The sequence below is a fragment of the Sphingobacterium sp. UBA5996 genome (assembly GCF_002429765.1).
In the GTDB taxonomy this organism is placed as follows: domain Bacteria; phylum Bacteroidota; class Bacteroidia; order Sphingobacteriales; family Sphingobacteriaceae; genus Sphingobacterium.
On sequence record NZ_DJAS01000014.1, the window covers coordinates 165,222 to 191,755 of the forward strand.

23 protein-coding genes and 1 riboswitch are annotated in these 26,534 nt (G+C 38.8%); of the genes, 9 read left to right on the plus strand and 14 right to left on the minus strand.

Going from position 1 to position 26,534, the window contains the following annotated elements:
- Positions 1-13: 13 nt before the first annotated feature.
- The 7 genes from B3E00_RS11175 to B3E00_RS11205 form a co-directional block, all read right to left on the minus strand.
- Positions 14-220, minus strand: coding sequence for a DUF2683 family protein (locus tag B3E00_RS11175; protein WP_108636245.1), 207 nt, complete (start codon positions 218-220; stop codon positions 14-16).
- A 239-nt stretch (positions 221-459) separates the two neighbouring features.
- Positions 460-5,304, minus strand: coding sequence for a DNA repair ATPase (locus B3E00_RS11180; protein WP_293938456.1), 4,845 nt, complete (start codon positions 5,302-5,304; stop codon positions 460-462).
- Positions 5,305-5,406: 102 nt separating this feature from the next.
- Entirely contained in the window at positions 5,407-7,524 is a 2,118-nt protein-coding gene (locus tag B3E00_RS11185; protein WP_209577633.1) for a flotillin family protein, read from the minus strand.
- Positions 7,525-7,612: 88 nt separating this feature from the next.
- Positions 7,613-8,338, minus strand: a complete 726-nt coding sequence (locus tag B3E00_RS11190; RefSeq protein WP_209577635.1) for an OB-fold-containig protein — start codon at positions 8,336-8,338, stop codon at positions 7,613-7,615.
- 12 nt (positions 8,339-8,350) lie between these two features.
- The gene (locus B3E00_RS11195; RefSeq protein ID WP_293882039.1) at positions 8,351-8,545 is read right to left on the minus strand and encodes a DUF4177 domain-containing protein; all 195 of its coding nucleotides are present in this window, start codon (positions 8,543-8,545) and stop codon (positions 8,351-8,353) included.
- The gene (locus B3E00_RS11200) at positions 8,532-9,239 is read right to left on the minus strand and encodes a PspA/IM30 family protein (RefSeq protein ID WP_209577639.1); all 708 of its coding nucleotides are present in this window, start codon (positions 9,237-9,239) and stop codon (positions 8,532-8,534) included. The genes B3E00_RS11195 and B3E00_RS11200 overlap by 14 nt, the downstream gene beginning before the upstream one ends.
- 4 nt (positions 9,240-9,243) lie before the next feature.
- A complete protein-coding gene (locus B3E00_RS11205) occupies positions 9,244-9,633 on the minus strand; it encodes a YbjN domain-containing protein (protein WP_209577641.1) in 390 nt (129 codons plus the stop codon).
- A 91-nt stretch (positions 9,634-9,724) separates the two neighbouring features.
- Between B3E00_RS11205 and B3E00_RS11210 the strand changes: the two genes are divergently transcribed.
- Positions 9,725-10,384: a helix-turn-helix domain-containing protein gene (locus tag B3E00_RS11210; protein ID WP_293938460.1), complete on the plus strand. Its 660-nt coding sequence runs from the start codon at positions 9,725-9,727 to the stop codon at positions 10,382-10,384.
- A 111-nt stretch (positions 10,385-10,495) separates the two neighbouring features.
- Here the strand turns inward: B3E00_RS11210 and B3E00_RS11215 are convergent, their stop codons facing one another.
- On the minus strand, positions 10,496-10,891 hold the full coding sequence (locus tag B3E00_RS11215) for a single-stranded DNA-binding protein (RefSeq protein WP_209577645.1): 396 nt from the start codon (positions 10,889-10,891) through the stop codon (positions 10,496-10,498).
- 174 nt (positions 10,892-11,065) lie between these two features.
- On the opposite strand from B3E00_RS11215, the gene B3E00_RS11220 reads away from it, so the two are divergent.
- Complete coding sequence (locus B3E00_RS11220) at positions 11,066-11,431, plus strand: hypothetical protein (RefSeq protein ID WP_209577646.1); 366 nt, start codon at positions 11,066-11,068, stop codon at positions 11,429-11,431.
- A 31-nt stretch (positions 11,432-11,462) separates the two neighbouring features.
- Here the strand turns inward: B3E00_RS11220 and B3E00_RS11225 are convergent, their stop codons facing one another.
- Entirely contained in the window at positions 11,463-12,053 is a 591-nt protein-coding gene (locus B3E00_RS11225) for a helix-turn-helix domain-containing protein (protein ID WP_209577648.1), read from the minus strand.
- A 423-nt stretch (positions 12,054-12,476) separates the two neighbouring features.
- Here B3E00_RS11225 and B3E00_RS11230 point away from each other — a divergent pair, with 423 nt between their 5' ends.
- The gene (locus B3E00_RS11230) at positions 12,477-13,007 is read left to right on the plus strand and encodes a hypothetical protein (RefSeq protein ID WP_293882026.1); all 531 of its coding nucleotides are present in this window, start codon (positions 12,477-12,479) and stop codon (positions 13,005-13,007) included.
- A gap of 95 nt (positions 13,008-13,102) precedes the next feature.
- Here the strand turns inward: B3E00_RS11230 and metE are convergent, their stop codons facing one another.
- From metE to B3E00_RS11245, 3 genes are all read right to left on the minus strand, one after another.
- The gene (gene metE, locus B3E00_RS11235; RefSeq protein ID WP_349676341.1) at positions 13,103-15,415 is read right to left on the minus strand and encodes a 5-methyltetrahydropteroyltriglutamate--homocysteine S-methyltransferase; all 2,313 of its coding nucleotides are present in this window, start codon (positions 15,413-15,415) and stop codon (positions 13,103-13,105) included.
- Positions 15,416-15,492: 77 nt separating this feature from the next.
- Positions 15,493-15,596, minus strand: a riboswitch (SAM riboswitch).
- Between the two features lie 185 nt (positions 15,597-15,781).
- Positions 15,782-16,471, minus strand: a complete 690-nt coding sequence (locus B3E00_RS11240; protein ID WP_209577652.1) for a response regulator transcription factor — start codon at positions 16,469-16,471, stop codon at positions 15,782-15,784.
- 101 nt (positions 16,472-16,572) lie between these two features.
- Positions 16,573-18,405 (minus strand): sensor histidine kinase, encoded by a 1,833-nt coding sequence (locus B3E00_RS11245; protein ID WP_209577654.1) that lies wholly within the window; start codon positions 18,403-18,405, stop codon positions 16,573-16,575.
- A gap of 400 nt (positions 18,406-18,805) precedes the next feature.
- On the opposite strand from B3E00_RS11245, the gene B3E00_RS11250 reads away from it, so the two are divergent.
- Positions 18,806-19,138 carry a hypothetical protein gene (locus tag B3E00_RS11250; RefSeq protein ID WP_293938462.1) on the plus strand — a complete coding sequence of 111 codons (333 nt, stop codon included), beginning with the start codon at positions 18,806-18,808 and terminating at the stop codon, positions 19,136-19,138.
- A gap of 44 nt (positions 19,139-19,182) precedes the next feature.
- On the opposite strand, the gene pyk is transcribed toward B3E00_RS11250, so the two are convergent.
- Together pyk and B3E00_RS11260 are read right to left on the minus strand one after the other, a co-directional pair.
- Positions 19,183-20,610: a pyruvate kinase gene (gene pyk / locus B3E00_RS11255; protein WP_209577658.1), complete on the minus strand. Its 1,428-nt coding sequence runs from the start codon at positions 20,608-20,610 to the stop codon at positions 19,183-19,185.
- Between the two features lie 134 nt (positions 20,611-20,744).
- On the minus strand, positions 20,745-21,209 hold the full coding sequence (locus B3E00_RS11260) for an IPExxxVDY family protein (RefSeq protein ID WP_209577660.1): 465 nt from the start codon (positions 21,207-21,209) through the stop codon (positions 20,745-20,747).
- A gap of 317 nt (positions 21,210-21,526) precedes the next feature.
- Here B3E00_RS11260 and B3E00_RS11265 point away from each other — a divergent pair, with 317 nt between their 5' ends.
- The 5 genes from B3E00_RS11265 (at position 21,527) to pdhA (ending at position 26,515) form a co-directional block, all read left to right on the plus strand.
- Entirely contained in the window at positions 21,527-21,763 is a 237-nt protein-coding gene (locus tag B3E00_RS11265; RefSeq protein WP_028070665.1) for an acyl carrier protein, read from the plus strand.
- Positions 21,764-21,790: 27 nt separating this feature from the next.
- The gene (gene fabF, locus B3E00_RS11270) at positions 21,791-23,044 is read left to right on the plus strand and encodes a beta-ketoacyl-ACP synthase II (RefSeq protein ID WP_209577662.1); all 1,254 of its coding nucleotides are present in this window, start codon (positions 21,791-21,793) and stop codon (positions 23,042-23,044) included.
- Between the two features lie 84 nt (positions 23,045-23,128).
- The gene (gene rnc, locus B3E00_RS11275; RefSeq protein WP_209577664.1) at positions 23,129-23,869 is read left to right on the plus strand and encodes a ribonuclease III; all 741 of its coding nucleotides are present in this window, start codon (positions 23,129-23,131) and stop codon (positions 23,867-23,869) included.
- A 24-nt stretch (positions 23,870-23,893) separates the two neighbouring features.
- A complete protein-coding gene (gene hisS, locus B3E00_RS11280; protein ID WP_209577667.1) occupies positions 23,894-25,276 on the plus strand; it encodes a histidine--tRNA ligase in 1,383 nt (460 codons plus the stop codon).
- Positions 25,277-25,519: 243 nt separating this feature from the next.
- Positions 25,520-26,515, plus strand: a complete 996-nt coding sequence (pdhA, locus tag B3E00_RS11285) for a pyruvate dehydrogenase (acetyl-transferring) E1 component subunit alpha (protein WP_209577668.1) — start codon at positions 25,520-25,522, stop codon at positions 26,513-26,515.
- Positions 26,516-26,534 lie beyond the last annotated feature (19 nt).

Genomic DNA, 26,534 nt, shown 5'->3' on the forward strand with positions numbered 1-26,534 from the left:
TGCGGAGTATAAATTATTTCCATAGATCATCAATGCCGATTTTAGTCCCTTTGCCGTTCTTAACATCAGCTCGGCCATTTTGTATCTTTTTTACAAAATCTGGATTATAGGTACTGCCTTCTACAGTGGTAGTCTCAAATTTCATTTTCAATGCTTTGGCAATTGCCTTGATTGCTTCAAGTTGCTCTTTGTTTTGCGGATGTAAAAGTATTGCTTCCATGATTAAGTCCTTTAAGTTTGTTCTTCTGCTAAATATTTATCCAAAGATCCTTTGCATAAATCTGCTATCCAACTAGCGTGATCTACTTGTTAAAAAATTACAGCTAGTCAAACTCTTACAAAGATACTAGTTTTAAAACATGCTAACAATTTACAGGTCAATTACCTTATGATATTCTGCTGTTCAAATTCTCTCATTGACTCTATTCAAGTCAATGGAGAGTGATCGGGTATGTGGTTTTAGTTCTTATACTCCCGAATTGCCTGAATAATACCTTCCAGATTTTCATTGAAGTCCAGTAGCTGACCGAAGACTTTATCGTCTTTGGCCAGTCCTCCATGTTTATTGTTTTTGCGAAAGATTTCTTTGATGGCTTCCCAACGTTCCTGCTCGACAGGGTTCAGTAGTCCGGCAAGCTCTTTTAGTTTTAAAAGGTTACTTTCAGTGTCCGCAGTTAGTGTCTGCGATTCGCTCTCATAGTGTGCGAGAAGAACCTGATCAATTTCTTGCTCATTCATCATAGGGACCACCTGTGCAACCAGTTTGCTCATATTCCGATACGATCCCTGCATTTTAAATGGCGGTTCGGTACGGTAATTATCCTGCATCGCTGCACTCTGAATATAATTCTGATTCACTTTGATCACGACATTTCTGATTTTTAGCACATGCCGTAGCACAGCGATAAAGTCATCAATATCCTGTTTCAGATAGTTTCCCTCTAAATTGGGCAATTGATCCATAACAGACTGTGCATAGTTGACTAGGGCATAGAAGTCATTAAACGACTTGCTTGCAATCTTCTCGAGGTAACTGTTTTCAATCGCCGCATTTTCAATCAAACTGAGGTTGAATAATGCTTCGGTATCACCGATCACATCGCCGAGATTGTACACGTCGGCCCGATTGGCAAGCATGTCGGGAATCTGAAACTTAGAGCCGCTCTCGGTATACGGGTTTCCGGCCATCACAATGCAGAAGCGCTTGCCACGGAGGTCGTAGGTCTTGCTCTCACCCTCAAAAATACCATCAATCTTACGTTGACCATCGGCCAGAGAGATAAATTTCTGTAAAAACTCCGGATTTAAGTGCTGGATATCGTCCAAATATAGCATGACATTGTCAGCCATCTCAAATGCAAGATTGATCTTTTTGAGCTCTTCCCGTTCTCCGGATGTTTTCGCTTCAATCGGGTCAATGGATGTAATCGAATGACCAATGGTTGGGCCATTGATTTTGACAAAATGCAAACCCATAGTTTTGGCAAGATATTCCATTAAGGTGGTCTTACCGTAACCCGGAGGCGAGATCAACAGAAGCATGCCCATACGGGCCGTACGCTTGTTGTCACCTGCAGCTCCCAGCTGTTTCGCGAGGTTATTTCCGATCAATGGAAAGTAAACTTCGTTGATCAGCTTATTACGTACAAAGGAAGTCAGTACTTTGGGCTCAAACTCACCGATCTTTAGTTCTTTGGCATAGGACTTCGCAAGCTGCTCTTTCAATGTGGAGAAAGCCACAAAACGAGGTACATTATACGCACTGAATTGCGCGAGACGTGCTAAAAATTCATGATATTGGATATGTTCTTCTCCATTGTTCAGGATCGCATGATTGCCTTTTAATCCGCTGATATGCGCCTGGTCCTTTGCGATGATCAGGTGATATTCATGGGTCGGATATAGCAACATGATCGCTGCTTCTTCAATATATTTGCGTAGTGTAAGATATTCCGGATGCTCATCAACGAAGGAGTTGAGCCAGTTTAGGGTCAGGTAAAAGCGATCTACCAAGCTAAATTGTTCGTTCTGAATATCCGCTTCAAAAAGCTTGTAACTTTTCTTGGATTCCAGCAATCGAATAAAAGCCTTTTTCAGTTCATCGGACTGTTCACTGACGACAAAGGTATTGTAGCTCGTAAACGTCTGAAAAAGGTAAGTAGCCAGGTCAGGACCATGAATGCTGGAGCGATCCAAATGTGTCTCCCATGCATTGAATAACTTGGTCAGTTCATCAATGACAGACTGGTAACGATTTGAAGTTGGAAACGTTTTTAATATCGTGTAGGTAGAATGTATCAGTGCCCGCTGCTTTGTCCGTTGATCATCTGAAAGGGATTGCCAAAATAGCTGAGCCATCGTACGCAATAGGGGATCGTAGCGAAGCAGATCCAATTTGGTATCCAACTGTTTGACCGTATCATAGATCAACAGTGCATCCACATTGTGAACTCCTTTGACATAACCTTCCGAATAACTTTGCTCCACGGTCTGTGTAATAAACAACGGCGCATCAAAATTTTGTTGTCCTTTCGACGCAATGAAAGCTTTGTATGCAAGGTATTCTGCACGATAGACTTCCTTATTTTCAGAGACAAGTTCCTGATCCCAGATGTCCTGAAAACTGTTGATTTCCTCGGCCTGCACCTTTTGATAGAAACTTGTCCCAGTCAGGTGGAAATACAGTTCGTCATTTCTGCGTAGTAAGGTAAGGCTAAGGGATTGGTTGTTGACCGCAAACTTATGCTTGCCCAGCGCGATGATATTTTCGCCGTCCACAAAGAGGTCATTCTTATCCCGTAAAACCCGTAAAGCGTCTTCCTGTGATTTCTTTAATAGGTTTTCAAGATTTTCCGCTTTTGAGACATCCTGCAGTGTTTTTAGCTCCTGTACCAACTGTCTGATCTTGTCGATCATCAGATCCGAGGCAAAAAAGCTGAGGATCTCTTCCCGCGTTGCAAATGTCTTGGATTTGTTCTCAATATTCTTTAATACACGAAGACCGATCTGTTCGATCGAGGACGTACGCTTGTTGATCTGTTCAACGATTTGTTCTCTGCGGGAATTAAAAGCCTTGATAACCTCATCACGTTTGTCCGCGATCTTGAGGGCAAAATCTTCAAATTCGGAAAACTTACTTTCAAGTTCCTCCAGCTGAACGATCACTTTCGTGTAATACTCGTCTACCTTTTCGGTTGTCGTTGACAGTTCGAGGTAGTTGGTCACGGATTGCTCCAACAGCGTTAGCTGTGCCGAGAATTCGGCTATTGCCTCTGTACTCTTTAATGAATTTAGTTTTCGCGTAAGCTGTGCACGAACCTCATTTAAGGAGGAGAAGATAACCGAAATCTTTTCAATGATTTTGGTTGTCTGCGTGGAGTCGTCAATTCTTAGACTATTGAGGATATCAATCAATAGTTCCAGTTCACTTGAAATGGCCGAATTGGCTTCCTCAATCGCTTTGGCATCGTAGACCTTCACTATGGCCTCCACATTCTTCTTTTGCTGTTCTACTTTCTGTTCATAGGGAAGCAGCGATTCATCACGTAGCAGAAAAGCAATGGTTTTTTCGGCTAGCTCAGATGTGATGTCCTGCAGTTTTTCCAATAGGTTATCTATCCTGACCGTATCAATATATTTTACATTTTTAAGGTCAATGATTTCACCCTGAAGACGACGGGAGTCGGCCAATTGATGAACGAGCTGATCGAGTTTGTCTACAACGGTACTATTGATGGAGAAGGTGAGTTCTTCCATCTTCTTTTCCGCTGCGATATTTAATTCTGCGGCATGTTTGCGTTGCGCCTGTACTTTGAAGAACTCATCAATAGCGGTATTGGCGACTTCCTTGATCTGTGTTAATGGCTTGCCAAGATTTGATAAAGCGTCATCTTTGATCCAGAAATAGGAATCCAATAAAACTGTGGACTTTTTGAGGATATCTTCGTATAAACCTTCGTAACTGTCCTCTTTATTGATCAGTTGTATGACCTCCTGTGCCTCGGCCATCGCCTGCACGATCTGTTTATTGCCTACTTTATAAAGGGGGTCATCTTTCTTCTGCTCATTTTCTTTGAGCATGGCCATATAAGGTGTTTCCCAAATCTGCACCTGATGATGCCTGGTGGCTTCCGCCTCGGTACGGAAATAAATTAAACTACCATCTTTAAACAGTGTGAAGCCATTACAGATGATCGGAGTTTCTACATGTTGCTGAATAATGTTATAGGACAGTAGGATATAGGTATTGGTTTCTTCCTGACAGAATATATACAGAAAATCTTCACCATTGGGAGAGGCTATCCTTCGTAGAAAAGATACCTGTTCAAATTGGGCGTCAAAAACTTTATGTGTACCATTTTGTAAGTAATATCCATTCGAGAAAATAATCCCTTGGTTGTCTGGTAACAATATTGCGGATTCATTCAGTGATTTGAGGTTGACAACTTCCTTAGTCCGTTGGTTATAGACAAAGGCTCTGAAATCTTCCTGATAAGGCTTGATGCGAACTGCGATAAGATTGCCAAGATCAGCATAGTAATAATCTGCATCATCCAGTTGTTGGTCTGCATTGACCACTTTTTCGGAATAGATCCCTTTGCCGCTGTCTGTGTTGTTTTCGATCTTGAAGGTGATGTCACCATTGATTGCTTCGATAAAGATCTTATCCATAATCGATATATGGGGATGCTTACCGAGCCGACGGTCTTCAAGCGTGGTTTTCGTCCAGTCAAATTCAAATTGATTGGGCAATTTGACTTCGTGAATGCTGCGGTCATCCTGATATTGGAGCTGACCATCTTTGATTAACCATTTGAATGCTTTCAGATCAGCGGGATTTTTGCTGGTCTGAAAGATCATGTACAAATAATTCTCCGTCCTACGAAATTTGGAGAATATGGAGTCCCGATAGTATTTATATAGATTTTGATAATCTGAGATGAAATTTTGATCATTGATCAGGTCGAGGGGCTGCGGAATAAATTGATTATTCTCAAATGCGTAAACACTGAAAACATCTTCCAGCTTAATCTCGGTCCGCAGTCCGAAGTGCACATTATACCCAAAAATACATTGATTATCCAAGGCCAGAATGCCGCGGGCAACACAGTTGTTTTCTGTGGTGATCCGTTGATTGGCCTTGAGGACAAAGCTCGTTGAATTGAAGACTTCTTTACGGGCTTCATTCAACTGTTGGAGCTTGGTCGCAAGTTCTTCTTTTTGTGTAAGAAGTCGTTTTCGGATAATCTCATATGCACCTTGATCAAGGCTATCGTTCTGATTTATTACGTTTTCTTCTGGCATAAAATGGACAGTTCTCTACTGTATTGCTGTGAAAAAATCAATGTAGTGCGTGTGAGAAGTTTTCGCTTATCTCACACGCAGTATGTGTTGGCTTAACATGTATTAAGACAACTTCTTGTTTGAAATGCCTAAGTTTTTTGCCAACCCAAATAGGGAATTGATAAAGCCTGCATCTTCACCGTTCTCGGCATCTGTAGCTGCCTGTTGCAATTTGATCAACGCAGCAGAAACTGTTAAGTTCTTGATGTCATTGGATGAGATCCCATATTTATCTGCTAATCCACGTACTTTTTCAGCAAGATCACCTTTGCCGTCTGGGCCCAATAGTGAATTCTTGATATCAGTAGCATGTTTAGAATTGTCGATCAGATGGTCAAAACCTTTGGCATTGGATACCTGACGTACAATGTTTTCGAAGAACATGGTTTCACCACCAACGATGTCAATCTTCGCTGTTTTAAGTGCTTCGGACAATACACCAGCCTGTGCTTGTGCAATATCCTTTTGGATATTGATCTGTGCAAGTTCGATGTCACGTTCTTTCTGTAACTGTAATTTGAACTCCTCGTGGTCTTTACCCACACCATCCAGTTTTTTCATGGCCTCGGCTTTCTCTTCGATACCTTTTGCCTCCGCAAGTGCTTTTTCACGAACAACTTCCGCCTGTGCTAAACCTTCTTTGCGCATCGCTTCGGCTTTTTTCTCGATCACATTTGCCTGTACTGTACCTTGCTTTTCTTCGGCTTCGGCTTTTGCCACCATTACTTCGGCTTCTGACAAGCCTAATGCGGCTTCTTCTTTCGCCTGCGCTTCAGCTATGATCTTACGGCTTTCAGCCTCTTTGAGTGACGCTTCTTTTTTCGCTTCGGCGTCTATTAATAATTCCTGTGCACGTTTTTCAGCAATCTTACGTGCTGCTTCAGCGTCGATCACTTTTTTCTCAGCTTCTTGTTCTGCCGCAATTTTCGCTGCTTCAGCAGCTTTTACCGTAGAAATTAATTTCTCTTCGGCTTCTTGTGATGCTGCGATAACGCCTGCTTGTTTCTTCCGTTCTACTTCGCGGAATACTTCAATATCTCGGACTCCCTGTTGTTCTTCAATAACACCCTTCTCCAATTGTACGCGTTCCTTAATAACCCCTTGGATGCTTTTCTTTTCGGTCTCAATCGAACGTTCTTTGTCAATCTGAGCCAAGGTGACTATACGCTCACGTTCGGTTTGTTCCAATGCACGATCTTTCTCTACACGTTCTGCTTCGACAGCATCTGTCCGTTGTTTGTTTTTCTCGGCAATGATGATCTGACGTAGTTTATTTTCTTCCTGTACGGCCAGCTGCTCTTCGGTCGAAATGCGGACGCTTTCATATTTCAGGCGCTCTTCCTCACGTACTTTTGCGATCTCCGCCTCTTCCCGTGCCTTGATATTATCAATTTCACGCTTTTGTTTTTCTTCTTTTTCAGCAAGTTGGCGATCCAGTTCTAAGATAGCCTCGCGCGCTTCGACGTTCTGCTTTTTAATCAGTTTCTCTTCATCTCGACGGATGAAGTTGGCATTGATATTTTGTTTTGCAGTCAGCTCGGTAATTTTCTTAATACCTTCACTATCCAGGATATTGCTGGGATTTAAGTGTTCAATATCTGTTTGTTCGAGATAGTCGATCGCACAGTCATCAAGGATATAACCGTTCAGGTCTGTGCCAATGATGTCGAGGATTTCATCGCGAAACTCACGACGGGCTTCATACAATTCGATGAAGTCAAATTTCTTCCCTACAGTCTTGAGTGCTTCAGAAAATTTAGATTCGAAGATGCTCTTTAATGTTTCAGGTTCGCTGGCACGATCACAGCCTAGGTTCTGGGCAACGTTGATTACATCGTCCACATTTTTGTTGACGCGGACAAAAAAGGCCACCTTAATATCAGCACGTATATTGTCTTTACAGATCAGTCCTTCGCCTTGCATCCGGGCAATCTCAATTTTTTTGATGGAGATGTCCATGATCTCCATCTTGTGGAAAACCGGGACGACATACATACCCTTGTTGAAGGCAACTTTCGTGCCGCCGACACCTGTCCTGACAATCGCCTTACCCTGTGGTATTTTTTTATAGAATGCACTCAGTACAACAAAGAATGCAAAGATTAAAAAGACAGTTAAACCGACAATCAGCAATATAATTCCGTTTAAGCCGCTTAAAAATAAAAGAGGTTGATATAGCATATGATTCGTATTTATTTAGATTTTAGTATTTAAATTTTGCTTGCAGAAGCTTCTGAATGACACGGCGATTCTGTTTTCCGCATCGATTTTAAATATTGTCTATGGTGATTTCCTTTGTGACATAATAATATTTTTTGTCCCTAGATTCGTCGACAATAATAACGTCATCTCCATAAGCGATTTTCTCCCCATTGTGGCTGACTACATTGAGGCGGATGGGATCCTGTTGAATGATAAATTCTGCGGAGCCTATTTTTTTACCTTCAATGCTTGCGCGCATTTTGCCCATGCGACCAAGGAAATCATGGCTTTCTTCGCCATTGTAACCGATGCTTTTAAACATTTTAGCTAGTGGCTTAGTGAGAAAATGCATTAAAATAAAGGTGATAATGAATACCGGTATTAGGATTAAGACCGACTTTATACCCCATGAAGCAACGTCGATAAAGAGTGAGGAAACGATGGTAATAATCCAGCCTATAAATTTAAACAAGGTCACAATCAGCATGATCGGCACTTTTCCAACATTGATGTAATCCATCGCCTTTGCGAAGAAACCTGGTTCTCCATGACTATCGGTATTTGTATGATGATGGTTTGCATGATCGGATCCCTCAGGTGCGATATCATGGGTGCCGTCAACATCAGTAACATCGGGGGTAGGGTGAAGGTCTATATCTGCATCTGCATCAAAGAAATTCACTCCGTCACCCATCAAAAACATAAATAACCAATACACTACAGACAGGCCTGTTAGTACTGTCATAATTCCATTAGATAATGGATTAAATAAGATATTGATTAGTTCTGTCATCGTATTTTTCTTTTAAATTCTTTCTCGTTTGAACGTGTAATGAAACGACCAAGAGTGACCATTGACCTCCAAGTCTTGCATCGCAACTAATTCCCAGCCCTGATTACCTAAATCATTCAGGATCTCGTCGATTTTGTCCGGATCCAATTTGGTTCCCCAGAAACCTTTGGGCTCGATTTTGACTGTTTTATACTCAAATCTCCGCATCGCCATTTAATTTTCGTTTTAACTCTTCCAATTCATTGTTGACGGAGTCAGAACCACTGAGGTTCTCATTGATCTCATCTATCTTGCTTTTGTTGCTCGTTGCGATTTCACCATATGCTTTGGCCAAGGCTTCATCTTCTTCGACCTTTTCTTTCATGCGCTCCAACATAGAAATTGTACTGTTAGAATCGATATTAGCGAGCTGTTTATTGACCATTTTGGCTGCATTGGAAACTTTAACACGTGCTTTTAAAGTTGAAAGTTCACTTTCCCACTTCGATATGTTGAATTTTAGAATGTCTACATTTTTGTGTAGCTCGTCGGCTGAACTTTGATGAATCACTGCTTGTTTCTCTAATTCTCCAGCTTCGATTAATAACTGTTTTTTCAAAAGCAATGCTTCTTTTGCCAAGCCTTCTGCCTTTTCTGTTGTCAGCTCGCCCTTTTGTGCTTTTTGAAGTAAAAGAATAGCTTTGTTTTCAAATTCATGGGCTTCTTCTTTTTTCTTTTCACCATTGTTTTGGGTGCGTATGGCCAACGCTTTCACTTTGGCATAGGCTTCCAACGATTGTTCTAGGTCCTCTTTCATCTCACGGATACCTTGTTCCGTCATTTTGATGGGGTCTTCCATTTTATCCACGACCGCGTGAATTTCTGCTTGACCGATTCTGAAAATTCTCTTAAAAATATTCATTATTCTATAATTTTGAAAAACTTATTAACTGATTATAATATTCACTCATTAAAAGACTCAGCGAATTGATGGCAGCATCAAATTCATTTTGGTCGAGATTGTGTATTTGTAATGTATATCGAAATATAACTTTGGTACCGTCTTCTGTCAATGCAAAACCGCCGTGGATAATATCTCTATTTTTTATCAATAATGATTTGAACATATCGATGTTCTCATTGCTTATGGTAAAAAGGTATTGCTCAAAAATAACGATGGGTTGTGCAACGCCTACGATGAGGTTACGAATTCCATCATCTTCATTTTCGATGACAAAAACCCCCTCTTTTTTATCCTTATGAGTAATGGTATAACCAATATTGGCGATATAATTTTCAATTTTTGAGAAGTACATAATCAAGTTTTTTATATATTGCACATATTCTTTGCATAAAGATAATAAAATGCAAAAATATTTTGCAAAAATAATTCAATTTTTTTTTAAAATGAGTCACGTAGGAAACAACATTAAGAAATTAAGAAAAGTGAAAGGAATGAGCCAACAGGCTTTCGGGGATGTTTTTAATCTTACTAGAGGGAATATTTCTTCTTACGAAGAAATGCGTGCAGAGCCGAAAATTGAAATTGTTCTAAAAATTGCAAATTATTTTGGCATTCCTGTGCAGCACCTCATTGAAAGGAATCTTTCTGTCAATGAAATTCTCAATTTCAATGATTATTTTCAGGCTAATGTACCGGTGATCGGGAATAAGAGGTTTTTGCAAATTCCTTTTTTGGAGAGGGAAGCTGTTCTCGAAGCGAGCGCTCATTTTTCAAAATTCAACGAACTTCCGATAATTGAATTTCCTGTGCAAACCCGCAATAGATGTATAGCTATTGAGTTTTCGGATGCTATTCCCGCGCCAAGTGATTTCATAGTGAACTCGCATGTAATTTTGTTTTTCGAAGAGGTCGATATCGAAAGTTTGCATACCCTGGACAACGCTTTTGGTTTATACTTCTCCGCTCAAGAATTTTTTATTGGGAAATATAGTTTAGCGGATAAGGAAATTAATCTGGTCCTAAATGCTTGGAAGAAAGTTGATTTTATATTGACTGAGAAAGAATATTTTTGGAAGTTATATGGTAAATATGAGCGTATCTGATGAGGGCAAGTCTTCAGTGGCTAAGGGTGTTTACCGTTTAAAAACAAATGTATCAGCAATGGATATGTAGTTTAAGGTAGGACTAATATCTTGTCCTACCTTTTTCTTTTATTAGAAGGGGAGATCATCTTCACTTTCATCTTCAAGGGTAGGAGGTTCTTCTTTAGCGCTGTTAGGGTCTGATAAAACCATGAAACTATCCACTTTAATTTCAGTGACATATTGTTTTACTCCTTCTGCGTTCTCATAGTTGCGATAGGTGAGCTTACCTTCAACCATCAGCTTCGTTCCGCGTTGACATTTCTTTTCTATGGTCGTATTTTGATTTCCCCATACTACGAGTGTATGCCACTGGACTTCCTCGACCCATTCTCCGGCTTTGTTCTTAAATAGATCATTGGTGGCGAGACGTAATATGGAATAATTTGTACCTGTGGAAGTTGTTTTGATGATCGGGTCATTTCCAAGATGACCTACTAACTGTACTTTGTTACGTAATGTGCTCATGTGTCTAATTTTTAAATGTTTTTAATAATTCTTATTTTAGTTGATGTTCATTGGCTTTTGACACCGAATGATCTAGAGCAAAGATGAGAAGGGACATACATCTTATTCGTCTATTTACCATTTGTATTCGACTGTAGTCGATTGTAACCGTTTGTTGTCGTTTAGTAATTTTCTATGAGTTCTGTTGAGAGAGTTTGCCTTGAATGTGGCAAGGGTATACGTGGCCGTTCTGACAAGCGATTTTGTGATGATGCTTGTCGGAATGCCTATAATAATAAATTAAATAGCGACCAAACCAATTTGGTGCGTAACGTGAATAATATCCTGCGAAAAAACCGCCGTATATTGTTAGATACCTTGAACGGGGAGGGGATGGTCAAAATACAGCGTGAAAAGTTAAAACAATTGGGGTTTGATTTTAAATTCCATACTCATATTTTTTCCAACAACAAAGGTCAAACTTACCAGTTTATTTATGAAACAGGCTATCTGTTGCTTGAGAAAGATTGGGTGTTAATCGTTCAAAAGAAGCCGCTGTGATTTTGACTGCAATAGATTCATTTGTATTGGTTTAGTTTGCAGAACTGAGCTTGGCCTTTCTTATTGCGATATAATTAGAAATAGTAAACGCTAGAATCACGATGTAATAGCATACCGGGATGAGTAAAAAATAGGCACTATTGAAGATATCGCTTAAAAAAGACGGTAGTGCAATCTTAAAAAAATCTGCAATAATGATATAGCCTATGAAACTTCCTAGAAAAAATAGTCCAACAGCATGTATTACAATTATTCTTTTTAGGTGCTTACTGTATAAAGCGTCTTTGTTTTGTTTCGTATAGCCCATAATTGCTGGGACCAATAAACCTAATAATGGATTGATCAGAAAGGTAAGCGATGCTAAATATAAAGCTTTAATACTTCCTGTTTGATTGTTGTCGATACTGATTTGATTTACATTTGGCATAATGAGTTGTTCTAGAGGTATTTCTAAAATTTGACTAATTTGTTTGAGACTAAATCCACTAATTTCTTCAGTGCCTTTTTCTATGCGTTGCACCGTTCTTAGCGATACCCCTGCTTGATCGGCGAGTTCCTGTTGCGTTAATCCCTTACGTTTTCTTGATAGTTTGATGAATTGATTAGCTGATTGATTTTCCATAGTCCAAATATGAGGAAATAGTCGTTAAATTTTAGCGAAATTGATGCGACAATAATGCGCCAATAGCACCTTGTAGGATTTAAGCGATTAATAATCACAAGTTTTTGGGAATTTGGTAAATATTTTGAATCTTTGTAATTCAATAGATTAATTAATAAAAACGGAAGAATATGTTTGCTATATTAGAAAATCCCGCTTCGTCCACAGAGAAGATTCTCGGGAATATTCTTCGGAATACGGCCCTTTCCTAATCTTCTTTCTTAATACGTTAAATAACCTACGTTGCTATTGGCTAAAACTTGGCGCTCTAAATAGTAGTCCATTTTTCCAATGTGCTTAGCTTATTATGGAATTTTAAAAATCCAGTTACTTTCAAGTGTTATTATGAAAGCTGGATATGAATGTTATGTTTTAGAAAATTTTATGAATTCAGTAAATAAATATGTCCTTCAGGCGCTGGATAACTATCCTATATATTTGGAGGAGACCATGGAGTCCTTATCCTATGCACTGTCTTATGATGAGTCCAATACAATGGCGCTATGTTTGATGGGAAGAGTTCACGCCGAGCAGTTGTTTGATTATGAGCAGGCAAAAAGGTATTTCCAGGAAGCTTTGGTGCATAATGTGCAGGCAGTGGAAGTATATCCTTATTTTATTCAGACATTGATTGATATGGGAGAATATGAAGCTGCAAAAAAGACGATTAAATTTGCTTTGACACTTCCGGCGATGCCCTTGGCAGGGATCTGGATAAAGAAAGCACTTCTATTTGAAAAAATGAGAAAATACAAAAAGGCGTTGAAGGCGTTAAAGATGGCGAAACTTGAAAATGTTGATCTTGATTTTTCATCAAGCTTGAAGTCGATTGAGGATCGGATTAAAGGGAAACAGGAAATTAGTAAAGGAAGTGGGAAAAATAGTAAGAAAGAAAGTAATACTGTTCGTAAATAGGATCACGATCTAGATACAATTTTAGATTAATATGAGTACAATAAAAAAGCCCTAGGTGAAATTTCACCCAGGGCTTTATCAATATAGTTTAAGAATTATTCTGCTCTTAAGATTTTGGCAGCTTCTACCATAGACTCTAAAGCTGCTTTGGTCTCTGGCCAAGCACGGGTCTTCAATCCGCAGTCAGGATTAACCCAAAGTTGTTCTGCCGGAACTACTGCTTTTGCTTTACGCAATAGATCTACCATCTCGTCTTTGCTGGGTACACGTGGAGAGTGAATATCATAAACACCTGGACCAATATCATTTGGATATTTAAAGTCGCCAGCGAAAGCATTCAATAATTTCATTTGAGAACGAGAAGTCTCGATCGTGATAACATCAGCGTCCATTGCAGCGATATCTTCGATTACATTATTGAATTCTGAATAACACATGTGTGTGTGGATTTGTGTATCGTCTTCTACATTTGAAGAAGAAACACGGAAAGCACGTACTGCCCAGTTCAAGTAATCTTTTTGATCAGCTTTACGTAAAGGTAATCCTTCCCGGATAGCTGGTTCATCAATTTGGATGATTTTGATACCTGCTTTTTCCAAAGCTTGTACTTCATCCAAGATGGCCAAAGCAATTTGGTAAGTTGTTGTTGAACGCGGTTGATCGTTACGAACGAAAGACCATTGCAAGATTGTTACAGGACCTGTTAACATACCTTTCACCGGACGGTTTGTCAATGATTGTGCGTAAGATGACCAACGTACAGTCATGTCCTCTGGACGGTAGACATCACCATAGATAATTGGAGGTTTAACACAGCGAGAACCGTAAGACTGAACCCAGCCGTTTTGTGTGAAAGCGTATCCGGCTAATTGTTCACCGAAGTATTCCACCATGTCATTACGCTCGAATTCCCCATGTACCAAAACATCGATGTCCAATTGCTCTTGAAGGCGGATGGTGTTTTCAGTTTCTTCTGCGATTGCTTTATCGTATTCCGCTTGAGTAATAGCACCTTTTTTCAAATCTGCTCTCCATTTACGAACATCTTTTGTTTGTGGAAAAGAACCTATCGTTGTGGTAGGGAATGCCGGCAAGTTAAATTTCGCTTGTTGCGCTGCTTTACGGTCTGCAAATGCTGAAGTACGTTTTGCATCGTCATCAGTGATATTGCTTGTACGTGTTTTAACTTCAGGTTTGTGAATTAATGGAGAAGTGCGACGGCTTTCAGCAGCAGCTTTGTTCGCTTCAAAACGTTTCGCTGTTTTCGCATCAACTTCGCCTTCTGCCAGTACAGCTAAGTCTTTCACTTCAGCTAATTTTTGTTTGGCAAAGGCTAACCAATTTTTTACTTCAGCAGGTAATGATTGTTCATTATGCTCATTATCTAGGTCAAAAGGAACATGCAGTAAAGATGAAGAAGGAGCCACCCAAACGCGGTCTTTTCCTAATGCATCAACTGCTTGCTTGATTTTAACCAATGACTTTTCGTAATCGTTTTTCCAGATGTTACGGCCTTCAACAATACCTAAAGATAATGTCAATGAAGCGGGAACTTTAGCTAAAACGGTATCCAGTTGGTTTTCACCACGGACAAGATCCAAATGTAAAGCATGAATAGGCAAATTAACCGCGATATCTTCGTTATCTTTTAACGCTTCGAAATAAGTGGTAGCGATTAATTTGATGTTTTTTGCTGCAGCAGCTAATTTTTCAAAAGTAGGCTGATATAGCGCTTTTACTTTAGCATCTAAATCCAATGCTAAGAACGGTTCGTCAATCTGAACATATTGCGCACCAGCTTCAGCTAGTTTAGACAATATTTGCTCATATACAGGGACAAGTTTATCCAATAAATCGATCCTGTCGAAGCCAGCTTCTTTTTCTTTACCGATCAATAGGTAAGTGATCGGACCAAGTAAAACTGGTTTAGTATCAATGCCCAATGATTTTGCCTCGTTGTATTCATTTAAGAATTTTTCAGAAGTCAATTTGAATTCTTGATCTTTTGTGAATTCTGGTACCATGTAGTGGTAGTTTGTGTCCAACCACTTGGTCATTTCCATTGCAGTTACGTCAATTCCTTCTTGTTGGAAACCGCGGGCCATTGCAAAATATAAGTCTAAGCTGTAGTTGTTGTCTACTTTATTCAATAAGGAATGGTAACGGGCAGGAATTGCACCAACCGTAAGGGTTAAATCCAATACTTGATCGTAAAAAGAGAAATCATTGGAAGGGATTAAATCTATTCCAGCATCTTTTTGTGTTTTCCAATTGCCTTCACGTATTTTTTTTGCGGTGTCCAATAATTCCTCAACAGAAGATTTTTTAGCCCAATAGGCCTCATTGGCTTTTTTCAATTCGCGGAACGCGCCCACACGAGGGTAACCTAAATTGTTAGTCAATAACATAATGAATGTTTTTAATATTTTTTTTCAACTATATTTCTTGCTAGAGAGAGAAGGACACACTAGAATTTGGTGACTTCGGCTTATCATTCCCATATACTAATGGGTAGAATTTAGCACCTTGTCAAGGGACAGGTTGCTAAGGCTTCATCGGGTCTATTCCCTCTGCCTTTCTCTATAAGCGATGCTAAGGTAGCGCAATTATTTTAAAAATGCAAATTTTTTATGAAAGTGCACCTATTTTTTATATTCTACTAAGAATGAAATTCTTTTTTTCTCTTCTTTTCATCGAATCATTCCTTTATTTCATAATTCAATGCATTACAGACAAAAAAATGGGAATGATCGTATGACTCATTCCCACTGTTTTTAGCTTACCAAAAGTTTGTAACCTTTTCCATGCACATTTACAATCTCAACTTTACTATCCTCTTTCAGGTATTTTCGAAGTTTACTGAGAAAGACATCCATACTTCTACCAGTAAAATAGTTGTCATCATGCCATATTTTTAATAAAGCCTCCTCTCTTGTCAATACATCATTTTTCTTTAGGCAGAGCAGGCGTAAAAGTTCAGCTTCTTTAGTCGATAGTTTCTGCATCTGCCCTTTATAGGAAATCTGCTGACTTGTGTAATCAAAGAAATAATCGCCAATTTCAAATTTGTCTGCAACTACCTCTTCTTCTTTATCCCGAACACTGCGTTTTAGCAGGGCATTGATGCGAAGTAACAATTCCTCAACCCGAAACGGCTTAGTGATATAATCATCCCCTCCAAGTTCAAAAGCTTCAGTTTTATCTTCCATCATACCTTTCGCTGTGGCAAAGATTATTGGAACAGTATTGTTTGTTTTTCTGATTTCACGTCCAACAGAGAAGCCGTCTTTCTTAGGCATCATGACATCGAAGATGCAGAGGTCATAGTTATTTTTCTTGAACTGGGATATTGCTTCATCACCATCTGTACATAGTGTGACGTCAAATTTTCCCTTTAATTCGAGATAGTCTTTTAAAAGATCCCCCAAATTAGGATCGTCTTCTGCTAATAATATCTTTTGCATAATGAATACTTTAATTTTAACGAATTCCCTTGATGCTGATAAATCAGCTTCCTCTACCTTTGAAATTCTTTTACAGAGGAAATATACAAAAAAGGAACCTTTTATTTTTTTGTAGGCAAAATTACTTCAAAGGTCGTGCCCTTATCTTTTTCGCTTTTAACCGTAATTTTTCCGTTCAGTCTCCTCAGAATATCTTGTACATAACTTAGACCAAGACCAAATCCTTTTACATTGTGGACATTGCCTGTCGGTATCCGGTAAAATTGGTCAAAAATCTTTTGCAGGTGATCTCGGCTCATACCGATACCGTTGTCAGCTATAGTGACCACAATACTATCACCGACGTTTTTTGATTGTATACTCACATGTAGATCACCTTTATTGTATTTAATTGCATTATCCAATAGGTTATAAAATACGTTTGAGAAATGCAGTTCGTCGCCAACGACGACATCTTTCGTGGCTGCCAGATCAATACTGAATTTTCCGCCAATATTTTGCATTCTCAGTTGCATACTGTCCGTAACAGCAGAAACAAGATCGTTAATATGAACATCTACCTGATCTAGTTTTAAGGTTTCTTTTTCTAATCGGGCTAAATCAAGTACACGTTCAATGTGATTTCCTAACCTAACGTTCTCGTCGTAGATGATATTGGCTAATTTTTGAACGCGTTTATGATCGGCATTGATATCGGGGTCCTTAAGCGATTCACTAGCAATCATGATAGTCGCAACTGGCGTCTTAAACTCATGTGTCATATTATTGATAAAATCGGTTTTCATCTCCGAAACTTTCTTTTGTCTAAAGATGATAATCAGCGTGTATGCAAAACACCCCACCAATAAAAAAAGTAGCGCAAGCATAGGCAAAAGTAGATAACCCATATTATCTGCGATGATCGCCTTTTTGTTTGGGAAATAAATCGTTAATTTTCCCGGTGCAGCACCAATGTCGCCTTTAAAGAGAGCAGTGGAGTACCGGGTTGTATTTGAAGGATTTTTTAAAGCCGCTTCGTCAAGGATATTATTGAGTAAAATATTGTTTGTGCTCCATATTTCGATATTAAATGGCGCTTTAATGTCGCGTTGAGCCAATTCCTCTTTGATAAGCTCTTGAACGATGATAATATTCAGTCGATCTTTCAATGGGCGTTTAGCTAATTCCATTCCAATAGCGACATCTTCAATATAGTCAGCCTTTTTACCCCCCAACATGGCAACAGAATCATAAACGTTAAACCCCGACCAAGAGTTCTTTTTATTAAGCACATCCAGTCTTTTTTCTAAATCAGCGATCGTTTTTGTAAGTTTTGCATTCTCTCTTGGAGGTAAGGTGGCTACCCTGAATTTGGTTTGCTGATCAACCAGGCCATCGAGCAAAGGAATAACAAAGCGCGTACTATCATCTTTTCCGCTCACCTGATCATCTACCTTCGATGCGTTTAGCATGATGAAGGCTTGTACTAAATTGTCATCGGTAAGCTCATTTGAAACAGAAAATTTGATGTATTTTTGGTACTCCGGTCTCTTGATGTATGTTTCATAAAATGAATTTTTAATTTCGATGACATTCGGATATAACGCACGTAATTGATCTTCTTGCTCTTTGAAGTTGGAGAAAATAGTATGCTGCTTGTTTTTTAACTCTTCAATTCTATATTGGATTTCGAGTTGCTCGGCTAAAAGGCGTTGTTTTGCCTGCTCTTGTTTGGATTTTTCAAGATTTCGTTCCTGTTGAACTTTAGCAAAGTCAACAACTTCCCGCCGTTCCAACTTTCCCGCAACAGCTGTTATCGCAGCATTCACGGATTCATCAAACAATTGGGATTTTTGACGATAAGAATCTCTTAAAAAATAGAATTGCATAGCCAAAACACCGATAAGGGCCAATGACATCAGTCCAATGATTAATACAATGCTATTTTTCTTCATTTGAATAGAGGGTTAAATAAATATAATTTTTACTGTATCACAAAGTTTATAGCGTATCGTTTGTTTCCATTTGCATATTTATCCTGAGGCCTACTTCTGATAGCCCCATGATTGACAGCTCATTTTCTAAATTGTTACAAATATAAAGATGCTAATGTGTTTTGAAGCCGTTTTAACAATGTTTAACAGCGATCTATTTAAAAATAGATGTGGTTGTTTGTAAATTAGTGTGGGTAATAGCTTATATGAAGAATTTTACCGTATTATAGATATATAATCTAATTAAGCTAATGTAAGCTATTTTCATTTCAATTTAAGATAACCAAGAGTCAATAAGCATGGATAAAGCATATGCTGATCCCACATGAGCTTTGGGACTCTTAAAAAAAAGGATATAGAGATGAAAAATTACGTATTATCATTGGTATTGGCTTCTATCGGTCCCGTTGCTTTGGGGCAAGAAGCTAAGGTGAAACCGCAGCTTCCTCTAGTGGAGGAAAAGAAATCGAAAATGCCTATTCTAAAATTAGACTCCTCAGATGAGAAGTATCACATGCCCGTTAAAAAGTTAAGGCGTATGGATAGTCTAGCTCCGATGCCCGGGACGGAAAAGATGCCTAAAGCAGATGGACAAGCTGCTGATCTTCCGCTCAAACGAATAAGCGATTCACTGAAGATGGAGGGCTTTAAATTAAAGATAGATACCTTATATAAAAACAGACAAAAAAAATAGCGTTCCAAATAGAACGCTATTTTTTTTGTCCATATGTTTACCTTCTACAACTGGGAAACACGGATTGTATTTGTTTTACCTTTTTCGATCAACGGAGTTGAAGCGGTATTAATAATGATCGCTCCGGGCTGAACGTAGTTGTTTTTTACAATAAATTTGTTAACATCATGGATAGATCCGTCGGTGCTTTCGAACTTGTCATAAATAAAAGTTTTTACGCCCCAAAGTAAGCTGAGCTGTTTTAGCAATTTTTGTGTTCCTGTAAAAACTAAAATATCAACATTTGGTCTATAACTGGTAATTTCAAATGCTGTTGCTCCTGAAGATGTCAATACAGCAATTGCAGAAGCATTTGTTTTTTGAGCAAGATAGACTGAGGAAGCACAGATAGCATCAGGAATAAGTGTACCATCGTGGATTTCACTAACTTTCTCATTATAATAAGGATAAGAAGTTTGTTCCACGTGAATAATGATTTTGCTCATTGTTTCGATCACAATTTCAGGGAATTCACCTACAGAAGTTTCTCCACTTAACATAACGGCGTCAGCCCCATCTAATACAGAGTTGGCTACGTCATTTACTTCTGCACGTGTAGGACGAGGTGTAGTGATCATGCTTTCTAACATTTGCGTTGCAATGATCACTGGTTTAGAAAGATCTCTACATTTTTGTACAATGATCTTTTGAAGTCCTGGTACTTCTTCCATGGGAAGTTCGACACCTAGATCTCCGCGAGCAACCATAACAGCATCTGTTGCTTCGATAATTGCATCAATATTTTCGATCGCTTCAGGCTTTTCAATTTTTGCGATTATGCGCGCATGACTTCCTTTTGCTGCGATGATTTTTTTACATTGGGCAATATCTTCTGCTGAGCGTACAAATGACATGGCTATCCAGTCTGCACCATGGTCCAAAGCAAAGTTCAGGTTATCTAAATCTTCTTCTGTCAATGAAGGAATAGATACTTTGGTATTTGGTAAATTAACACCTTTACGCGAAGTAAGGACACCACCGTGTACGACTTCACAAGTAACTGTATCTTTATGATTGGTCTCTAAAACACGAAGTTGAAGTTTTCCGTCGTCAAGTAAAATGATTTCGTTGGCTTCAACATCGTTTGGAAAGTTTTCGTATGTAATGTAAATTCTGTTTTCGTCTCCGATAAGTTCGTGTGTGGTGATTTCAACTTTTGAACCGTTAACCAGAACAGCTCCACCTTCTTTCATTTTTCCGATCCGAATTTTCGGACCTTGTAAATCGGCTAAGATGGCAACATTGAATCCTGTTTCATTATTTATTGCATTTATAGTTTCGATTACCTTAAGGTGATCTGCCTGGCTGCCATGAGAGAAATTCAACCGACACACATCAACCCCTTTAGCAATCATGTTGGTCAAAACTTGTTTGTCTGCCGAGGCAGGGCCTAATGTTGCGACAATTTTAGTCCTTTTTTGAACTTTTTCCATCTGTTATTTTGTATTTTAAATGTTCTTCATTAATCACAACAGATAGCGAGCTATGTTGTTGTGTTTTGTCAAAACTAAATCGAATTAATTTAGATCTAAACGGAAGTGTATTTGCTACACTAACCTACAGTTTGCTAAAATATGAGATTTTCTTTAGATTTCAATATTTTTGGTGATATTTCTTTTGCGATGACGACTTCGGGTAATTTGCTGATCCTTTTGATCATATGCGCTACATCTTCTTCGCAGATGAAGTTTTTGATAATGATAAAAAAATCAAAGTGCGGGTTTTCAGGAATTAAATAAGTTCCTTCGATGCTCTTATTGTTGATTAGGAAATATTCTGTGTCAGCGTCGGGTATAAGATAATGAAAAGCAGTGAAGTGGTAGTTGATTTTTTTCTTTGGGTCAAAGACAATATGATATTCTAGCTCCTCTTCGGATTTATTTTTTTGTCGTCCGTCATGATCATATTTGCTCTCCTTGCCTCTGGAAAAATTCAGGTTAGTCTCCTTGTTGATGAAGTGACAGAGTCGGTAATCTTTCAACGGGCAGGTGATGGCGAGTAGGGTGAAATCCAACTCTTCTTCCATGTCCATGTCTAATCTTGTTACTAACTTATTGACCACTTTAATGCTTAAATTTATCTCCCTTTTATAACGAAGGTACTAATAATTTTAAGGTTGGAATATACTTTTTGTGTAAAATTTGAGTTAATTAGCTGAGTGTTTGGAATACAAAATATTTTTTGTTATACTTGAACTAAGTTAATATAGAGTGGGTTAGCTAGTATAATACGCGAATTAGTTCGGTCGCCTAACATGGTGACTTTCATCTAAATATCAATTTAGGTTTGAATTTTGATGAAATTTATTTTTCTTTGCACAGATTTATTAAACAATTAAACTATAAAATCATGTCAGATATCGCTTCAAGAGTAAAAGCAATTATCGTTGAAAAATTAGGTGTTGACGAAAACGAAGTAACACCAGAAGCTTCATTCACTAATGATTTAGGTGCTGATTCACTTGACACTGTTGAGTTGATCATGGAGTTTGAAAAAGAATTCAACGTTGCTATTCCTGATGATCAAGCAGAGACTATTGGTACTGTTGGTCAAGCAATCGCTTATTTAGAAAAAAACGTTAACTAACTAATTTAATTAGGCTAATCGTAATAAATGGAGCTTAAAAGAGTAGTAGTAACAGGATTAGGCGCCCTTACACCAATTGGTAATACCGTCTCAGCTTACTGGGAGGCTTTAATAAATGGTGTAAGCGGGGCTGCTCCTATTACGCATTTTGATGCGTCAAAATTCAAAACTCAGTTTGCGTGTGAGGTAAAGGGGTTTGATCCACATGATTTTATGGATCGTAAGGAAGCTCGTAAAGTCGATCCTTTTGTACAGTATGCAATTGCGTCAACGGATGAGGCAATTAAAGATGCTGGCTTAGATTTTGAAAAATTAGATACAAACCGTATCGGAGTAATTTGGGGTTCAGGAATTGGGGGCTTAACAACCTTTACTGAAGAAGTTGCAAATTTTGCAAAAGGAGATGGAACCCCGCGTTTCAATCCTTTCTTCATTCCTAAGATGCTCGTTGATATTGCTCCAGGACATATTTCTATGCGTCATGGTCTTCGTGGACCTAACTTTTCTGCAGTGTCGGCTTGTGCGTCAGCTACCAATGCAATGATAGATGCTTTCAACTATATTCGTATGGGGAAAGCTGATGTGATTGTTACGGGTGGATCCGAGGCAACAGTTAATGAAGCTGGAATTGGTGGATTTAATGCAATGCACGCTTTGTCAACTCGGAATGACGATCCAAAAACAGCCTCACGCCCTTTTGATAAGGATAGAGATGGTTTTGTTTCTGGTGAAGGTTCAGGTGCTTTGATTTTAGAAAGTTTAGAGCACGCTTTGGCACGTGGAGCAAAAATCTATGCAGAGATTGCTGGTGGTGGAATGAGTGCTGATGCACATCATATCACGGCCTCGCATCCTGAAGGTTTGGGTGCTAAACTAGCCATGACAATGGCAGTCAACGATGCAGAGATGGATTTTTCAGATATTGATTATATCAATGTTCACGGAACATCTACTCCTGTTGGTGATATTAGTGAAACTAAGGCTATTGTCGATTTGTTCGGTGAACACGCATATAAACTGAATATCAGTTCAACTAAATCAATGACTGGGCACCTTTTGGGAGCTGCAGGAGCGATAGAAACTATTGCTTCTATTCTTGCTGTCCAAAATGATATTGTCCCACCGACAATCAATCACTTTACGGATGATCCAGAAATTGATAATAAATTGAACTTTACATTCAATAAAGCGCAAAAACGAACTGTTAACGCAGCATTGAGTAACACATTTGGTTTCGGAGGGCATAATGCTACCGTTATTGTGAAAAAATATAAAGCTTAATGTTTGATCCTTCAAACATGGTTTGATAATATGAGCTAGCGACAGGTTCTTTAATTAGGACTTGTCGCCTTATTTTTAGAAGAGATGCCTTTTGCTAGGATATATAAATTATATATTTCGCCGGAGCGGGAATACGTTAGAAAACTAAAAAACCTGCTTGGATTTGTGCCCGGAAATGTACACTTGTACAAAATGGCTTTCAGACATAAGTCTGTGGCTATTACAATTAAAGAGGGCGCAAAGAATAGCAACGAACGTTTGGAATTCTTAGGTGATGCTGTTTTGGGTTCGGTTGTCGCCGAATTGTTATTTAAGAAATATCCTTATAAAGATGAAGGTTTCTTGACCGAAATGCGCTCGAAGATTGTCAGTAGAGCAAATCTGAATCAGCTGTCCCGAAAATTAGGATTTAATGAACTGATTCAGTTCGATGCACGAATGATCAGTTTTCCGAATAAACAAGGGTCGTTACTAGGCGATGCTTTCGAAGCATTAATAGGAGCCGTATATCTCGATAAAGGCTATGTTTTTACAAAAAGCTTCCTGCTAAATAGAATCATTAAGCAGCATGTTGATATTCTTCTATTGGAACAGACTGAAACAAACTTTAAAAGTAGGTTGATTGAATGGTGTCAGCATACGGGCAAAGAGATCGTATTTCAGCAAACAGACAATCCGCAGGGTGAATCTTCTAAAATGTTTAGTATTGAAGCCGTCGTTGATGGTGTGGTATGCGGACTAGGTCGCGATTTCAATAAAAAATCTGCAGAGAAATCAGCTGCGGAGAAAGCCTGTGAATTCCTTAAAATTCTAGAAGTAGAATAAAGGATTTTATTAACTTTGCCAAATATGGCAGTAGTAAAACCTTCTTTGGCAAAAGGAACGCGTGATTTTTCGCCTTCCGAAATGATCAAACGCAACTATATTTTCGATACACTGAAAACGGTATTCAGAAAATATGGCTATAGTGAAATACAGACCCCTTCATTTGAAAATTTAACAACACTTACCGGTAAATATGGCGATGAGGGTGATAAGCTGATCTTTAAGATTCTTAATTCGGGTGATTACATGGCAAAAGCGCCAGACAGCCTGCTTCAAGATAAAAATTCCAATAAACTCATTCCACATATTTCAGAGAAAGCGCTAAGATATGACCTTACTGTGCCTTTTGCACGTTACGTCGTAATGCACCAGAATGATATTGCTTTACCATTTAAGCGTTTTCAAGTACAACCCGTATGGCGTGCTGATCGTCCACAGCGCGGAAGATATCGTGAGTTTTATCAATGTGATGTGGATGTGGTTGGATCTGAAAGTTTACTGAATGAAGCAGAGTTCATTCTGATTTATCAAGAGGCCTTCGAGCGTTTTGGACTGAAAGACTTTACTATTAAAATCAACAACCGGAAAATTCTATCAGGTATTGCCGAAATTATCGGAAAGCCGGAGTTGATTGTCGATATGACTGTAGCGATCGACAAATTGGATAAAATCGGCTTGGATGGAGTCAACAAAGAATTGCTTGAGAGAGGCTTTACAGAGGCGGATCTTGCTATTTTAAAACCTATCATTTTATTGGAAGGCTCGAATGAAGAGAAACTGTCTTCCTTAAAAGCTATTTTAGCAACTTCTGCTGTCGGTTTAATCGGTATTGCGGAAATTGAAGAAGTATTTGATTATGTCGGCAAATTAGGTGCTGAAGAAAAGTTGCTTAATCAAATCATAGATCTGGACATTACATTGGCTCGTGGTCTAAATTATTACACGGGTTGTATTTTTGAGGTCAAGACCAATGAGGTTGCTATGGGAAGCATCGGTGGCGGCGGTCGTTATGATGATCTCACAGGGATGTTTGGACTGAAGGGGTTGACCGGAGTCGGGGTTTCTTTTGGTGCTGACCGAATTTATGATGTACTCGAAGAATTGAATCTTTTTCCAACCGGTAAAGCAGAAACCACAAAACTTCTTATTATTAATTTTGATAAGCAACTCGAAGTGTATACACTTCGCTTACTGAACAAACTTCGTCAAGAAAATATTGCTTCGGAACTTTATGCTACTCCTGTAAAATTGAAAAAGCAAATGGGGTATGCGGATGGTAAAGGAATTCCCTATGTGTTATTGGTAGGGGAAGAAGAGGCTGCTTCGGGGCAATTGTCTTTAAAAGACATGGAAAGTGGTGAGCAAATAAAGCTTACTGAAAGTGAGCTGATCCAAAAACTTCGATAACGAGCAGTTTGTGTAAAATAGATTAAGCCAAATGATTATTAAGTCGTTTGGCTTTTTTATTTTCATAAGTTTTTGATTTATTTGGTTGTGCCGTTCATTTATTTGTAATCAAATGCTTTATACTTTAAATCAAATGTCTTAGAAGTGTCTTAAAGTAGAAATAAAATTGATTTTTGGACAAGGAAATTCGTCCAAAATTATTAGATTTGTAGTCTAGAATAGTAAGAAAATCAAAACTTTGAAATGAGTTCAACACCTATAACAAAAGAGACATATTTGGAGTGGTATAAGTCGATGTTACTTATGCGTAAGTTTGAAGAAAAAGCAGGTCAACTTTACGGACAGCAAAAGATTCGTGGTTTCTGTCACTTGTACATAGGACAAGAAGCAGTTGTCGCTGGAACGATGTCGGTTATTAAACCTGAAGATTCTTTAATCACTGCTTATCGTGATCACGCCCACGCTTTGGCTAAAGGCGTTTCTGCCAATGCTTGTATGGCTGAATTATATGGAAAGATCACAGGTTGTTCCAAAGGTAAAGGAGGCTCTATGCACTTCTTCTCCAAAGAGCATAAATTCATGGGTGGCCATGGTATTGTTGGTGGTCAGATTCCTTTAGGTGCTGGTATTGCATTTGCTGAGAAATATCTTGGTACAGATAATGTGAACATCTGTTATATGGGCGACGGAGCTGTACGTCAAGGTGCATTCAACGAAACACTTAACATGGCGATGTTGTGGAAATTGCCTGTTATTTTTGTTTGTGAAAACAATGGTTATGCTATGGGTACGTCTGTACAACGTACAACTAATATGCAGGATATTTACAAGATGGGCTTGGGCTTTGATATGCCTTCAGCTCCAGTAGATGGAATGGATGTTGTTGCTGTACATAACGCGATGGATGAGGCTGTTCAACGTGCTCGTGCGGGCGAAGGACCTACATTCTTGGAAATTCGTACTTATCGCTACAAAGGACACTCGATGTCTGATCCAGCGAAGTATCGTACTAAAGAAGAACTGGAAGCTTATAAAGACCGTGATCCATTGTTGTCGACTAAACATGCTATCTTAGAAAACAACTATGCTGATGACGCTTGGTTTGCTGAAGTAGAAGCTGATGTGAAAAAAGTAGTTGAGGAATCGGTTAAATTTGCAGAGGAATCTCCTTATCCAACTGTAGATGAGTTGTACAAAGATGTCTATGTACAACAAGACTATCCATTTATTTTAGATTAATACTCTTTAACTTGATAAT

What these genes read in the sequence shown, in the direction of transcription:
- B3E00_RS11210 (WP_293938460.1), top strand. Translation starts at nt 9,725, where the DNA reads ATGAGTCACGTAGGAAACAACATTAAGAAATTAAGAAAAGTGAAAGGA.
- B3E00_RS11240 (WP_209577652.1), bottom strand. Translation starts at nt 16,471, where the DNA reads ATGCAAAAGATATTATTAGCAGAAGACGATCCTAATTTGGGGGATCTT.
- B3E00_RS11225 (WP_209577648.1), bottom strand. Translation starts at nt 12,053, where the DNA reads ATGGAAAATCAATCAGCTAATCAATTCATCAAACTATCAAGAAAACGT.
- B3E00_RS11200 (WP_209577639.1), bottom strand. Translation starts at nt 9,239, where the DNA reads ATGAATATTTTTAAGAGAATTTTCAGAATCGGTCAAGCAGAAATTCAC.
- B3E00_RS11230 (WP_293882026.1), top strand. Translation starts at nt 12,477, where the DNA reads ATGAATTCAGTAAATAAATATGTCCTTCAGGCGCTGGATAACTATCCT.
- B3E00_RS11215 (WP_209577645.1), bottom strand. Translation starts at nt 10,891, where the DNA reads ATGAGCACATTACGTAACAAAGTACAGTTAGTAGGTCATCTTGGAAAT.
- rnc (WP_209577664.1), top strand. Translation starts at nt 23,129, where the DNA reads ATGCCTTTTGCTAGGATATATAAATTATATATTTCGCCGGAGCGGGAA.
- B3E00_RS11265 (WP_028070665.1), top strand. Translation starts at nt 21,527, where the DNA reads ATGTCAGATATCGCTTCAAGAGTAAAAGCAATTATCGTTGAAAAATTA.
- B3E00_RS11190 (WP_209577635.1), bottom strand. Translation starts at nt 8,338, where the DNA reads ATGACAGAACTAATCAATATCTTATTTAATCCATTATCTAATGGAATT.
- fabF (WP_209577662.1), top strand. Translation starts at nt 21,791, where the DNA reads ATGGAGCTTAAAAGAGTAGTAGTAACAGGATTAGGCGCCCTTACACCA.
- hisS (WP_209577667.1), top strand. Translation starts at nt 23,894, where the DNA reads ATGGCAGTAGTAAAACCTTCTTTGGCAAAAGGAACGCGTGATTTTTCG.
- B3E00_RS11175 (WP_108636245.1), bottom strand. Translation starts at nt 220, where the DNA reads ATGGAAGCAATACTTTTACATCCGCAAAACAAAGAGCAACTTGAAGCA.
- B3E00_RS11250 (WP_293938462.1), top strand. Translation starts at nt 18,806, where the DNA reads ATGAAAAATTACGTATTATCATTGGTATTGGCTTCTATCGGTCCCGTT.
- B3E00_RS11205 (WP_209577641.1), bottom strand. Translation starts at nt 9,633, where the DNA reads ATGTACTTCTCAAAAATTGAAAATTATATCGCCAATATTGGTTATACC.
- B3E00_RS11220 (WP_209577646.1), top strand. Translation starts at nt 11,066, where the DNA reads ATGAGTTCTGTTGAGAGAGTTTGCCTTGAATGTGGCAAGGGTATACGT.
- B3E00_RS11260 (WP_209577660.1), bottom strand. Translation starts at nt 21,209, where the DNA reads ATGGACATGGAAGAAGAGTTGGATTTCACCCTACTCGCCATCACCTGC.
- B3E00_RS11185 (WP_209577633.1), bottom strand. Translation starts at nt 7,524, where the DNA reads ATGCTATATCAACCTCTTTTATTTTTAAGCGGCTTAAACGGAATTATA.
- metE (WP_349676341.1), bottom strand. Translation starts at nt 15,415, where the DNA reads ATGTTATTGACTAACAATTTAGGTTACCCTCGTGTGGGCGCGTTCCGC.
- B3E00_RS11195 (WP_293882039.1), bottom strand. Translation starts at nt 8,545, where the DNA reads ATGCGGAGATTTGAGTATAAAACAGTCAAAATCGAGCCCAAAGGTTTC.
- pdhA (WP_209577668.1), top strand. Translation starts at nt 25,520, where the DNA reads ATGAGTTCAACACCTATAACAAAAGAGACATATTTGGAGTGGTATAAG.
- pyk (WP_209577658.1), bottom strand. Translation starts at nt 20,610, where the DNA reads ATGGAAAAAGTTCAAAAAAGGACTAAAATTGTCGCAACATTAGGCCCT.
- B3E00_RS11245 (WP_209577654.1), bottom strand. Translation starts at nt 18,405, where the DNA reads ATGAAGAAAAATAGCATTGTATTAATCATTGGACTGATGTCATTGGCC.
- B3E00_RS11180 (WP_293938456.1), bottom strand. Translation starts at nt 5,304, where the DNA reads ATGCCAGAAGAAAACGTAATAAATCAGAACGATAGCCTTGATCAAGGT.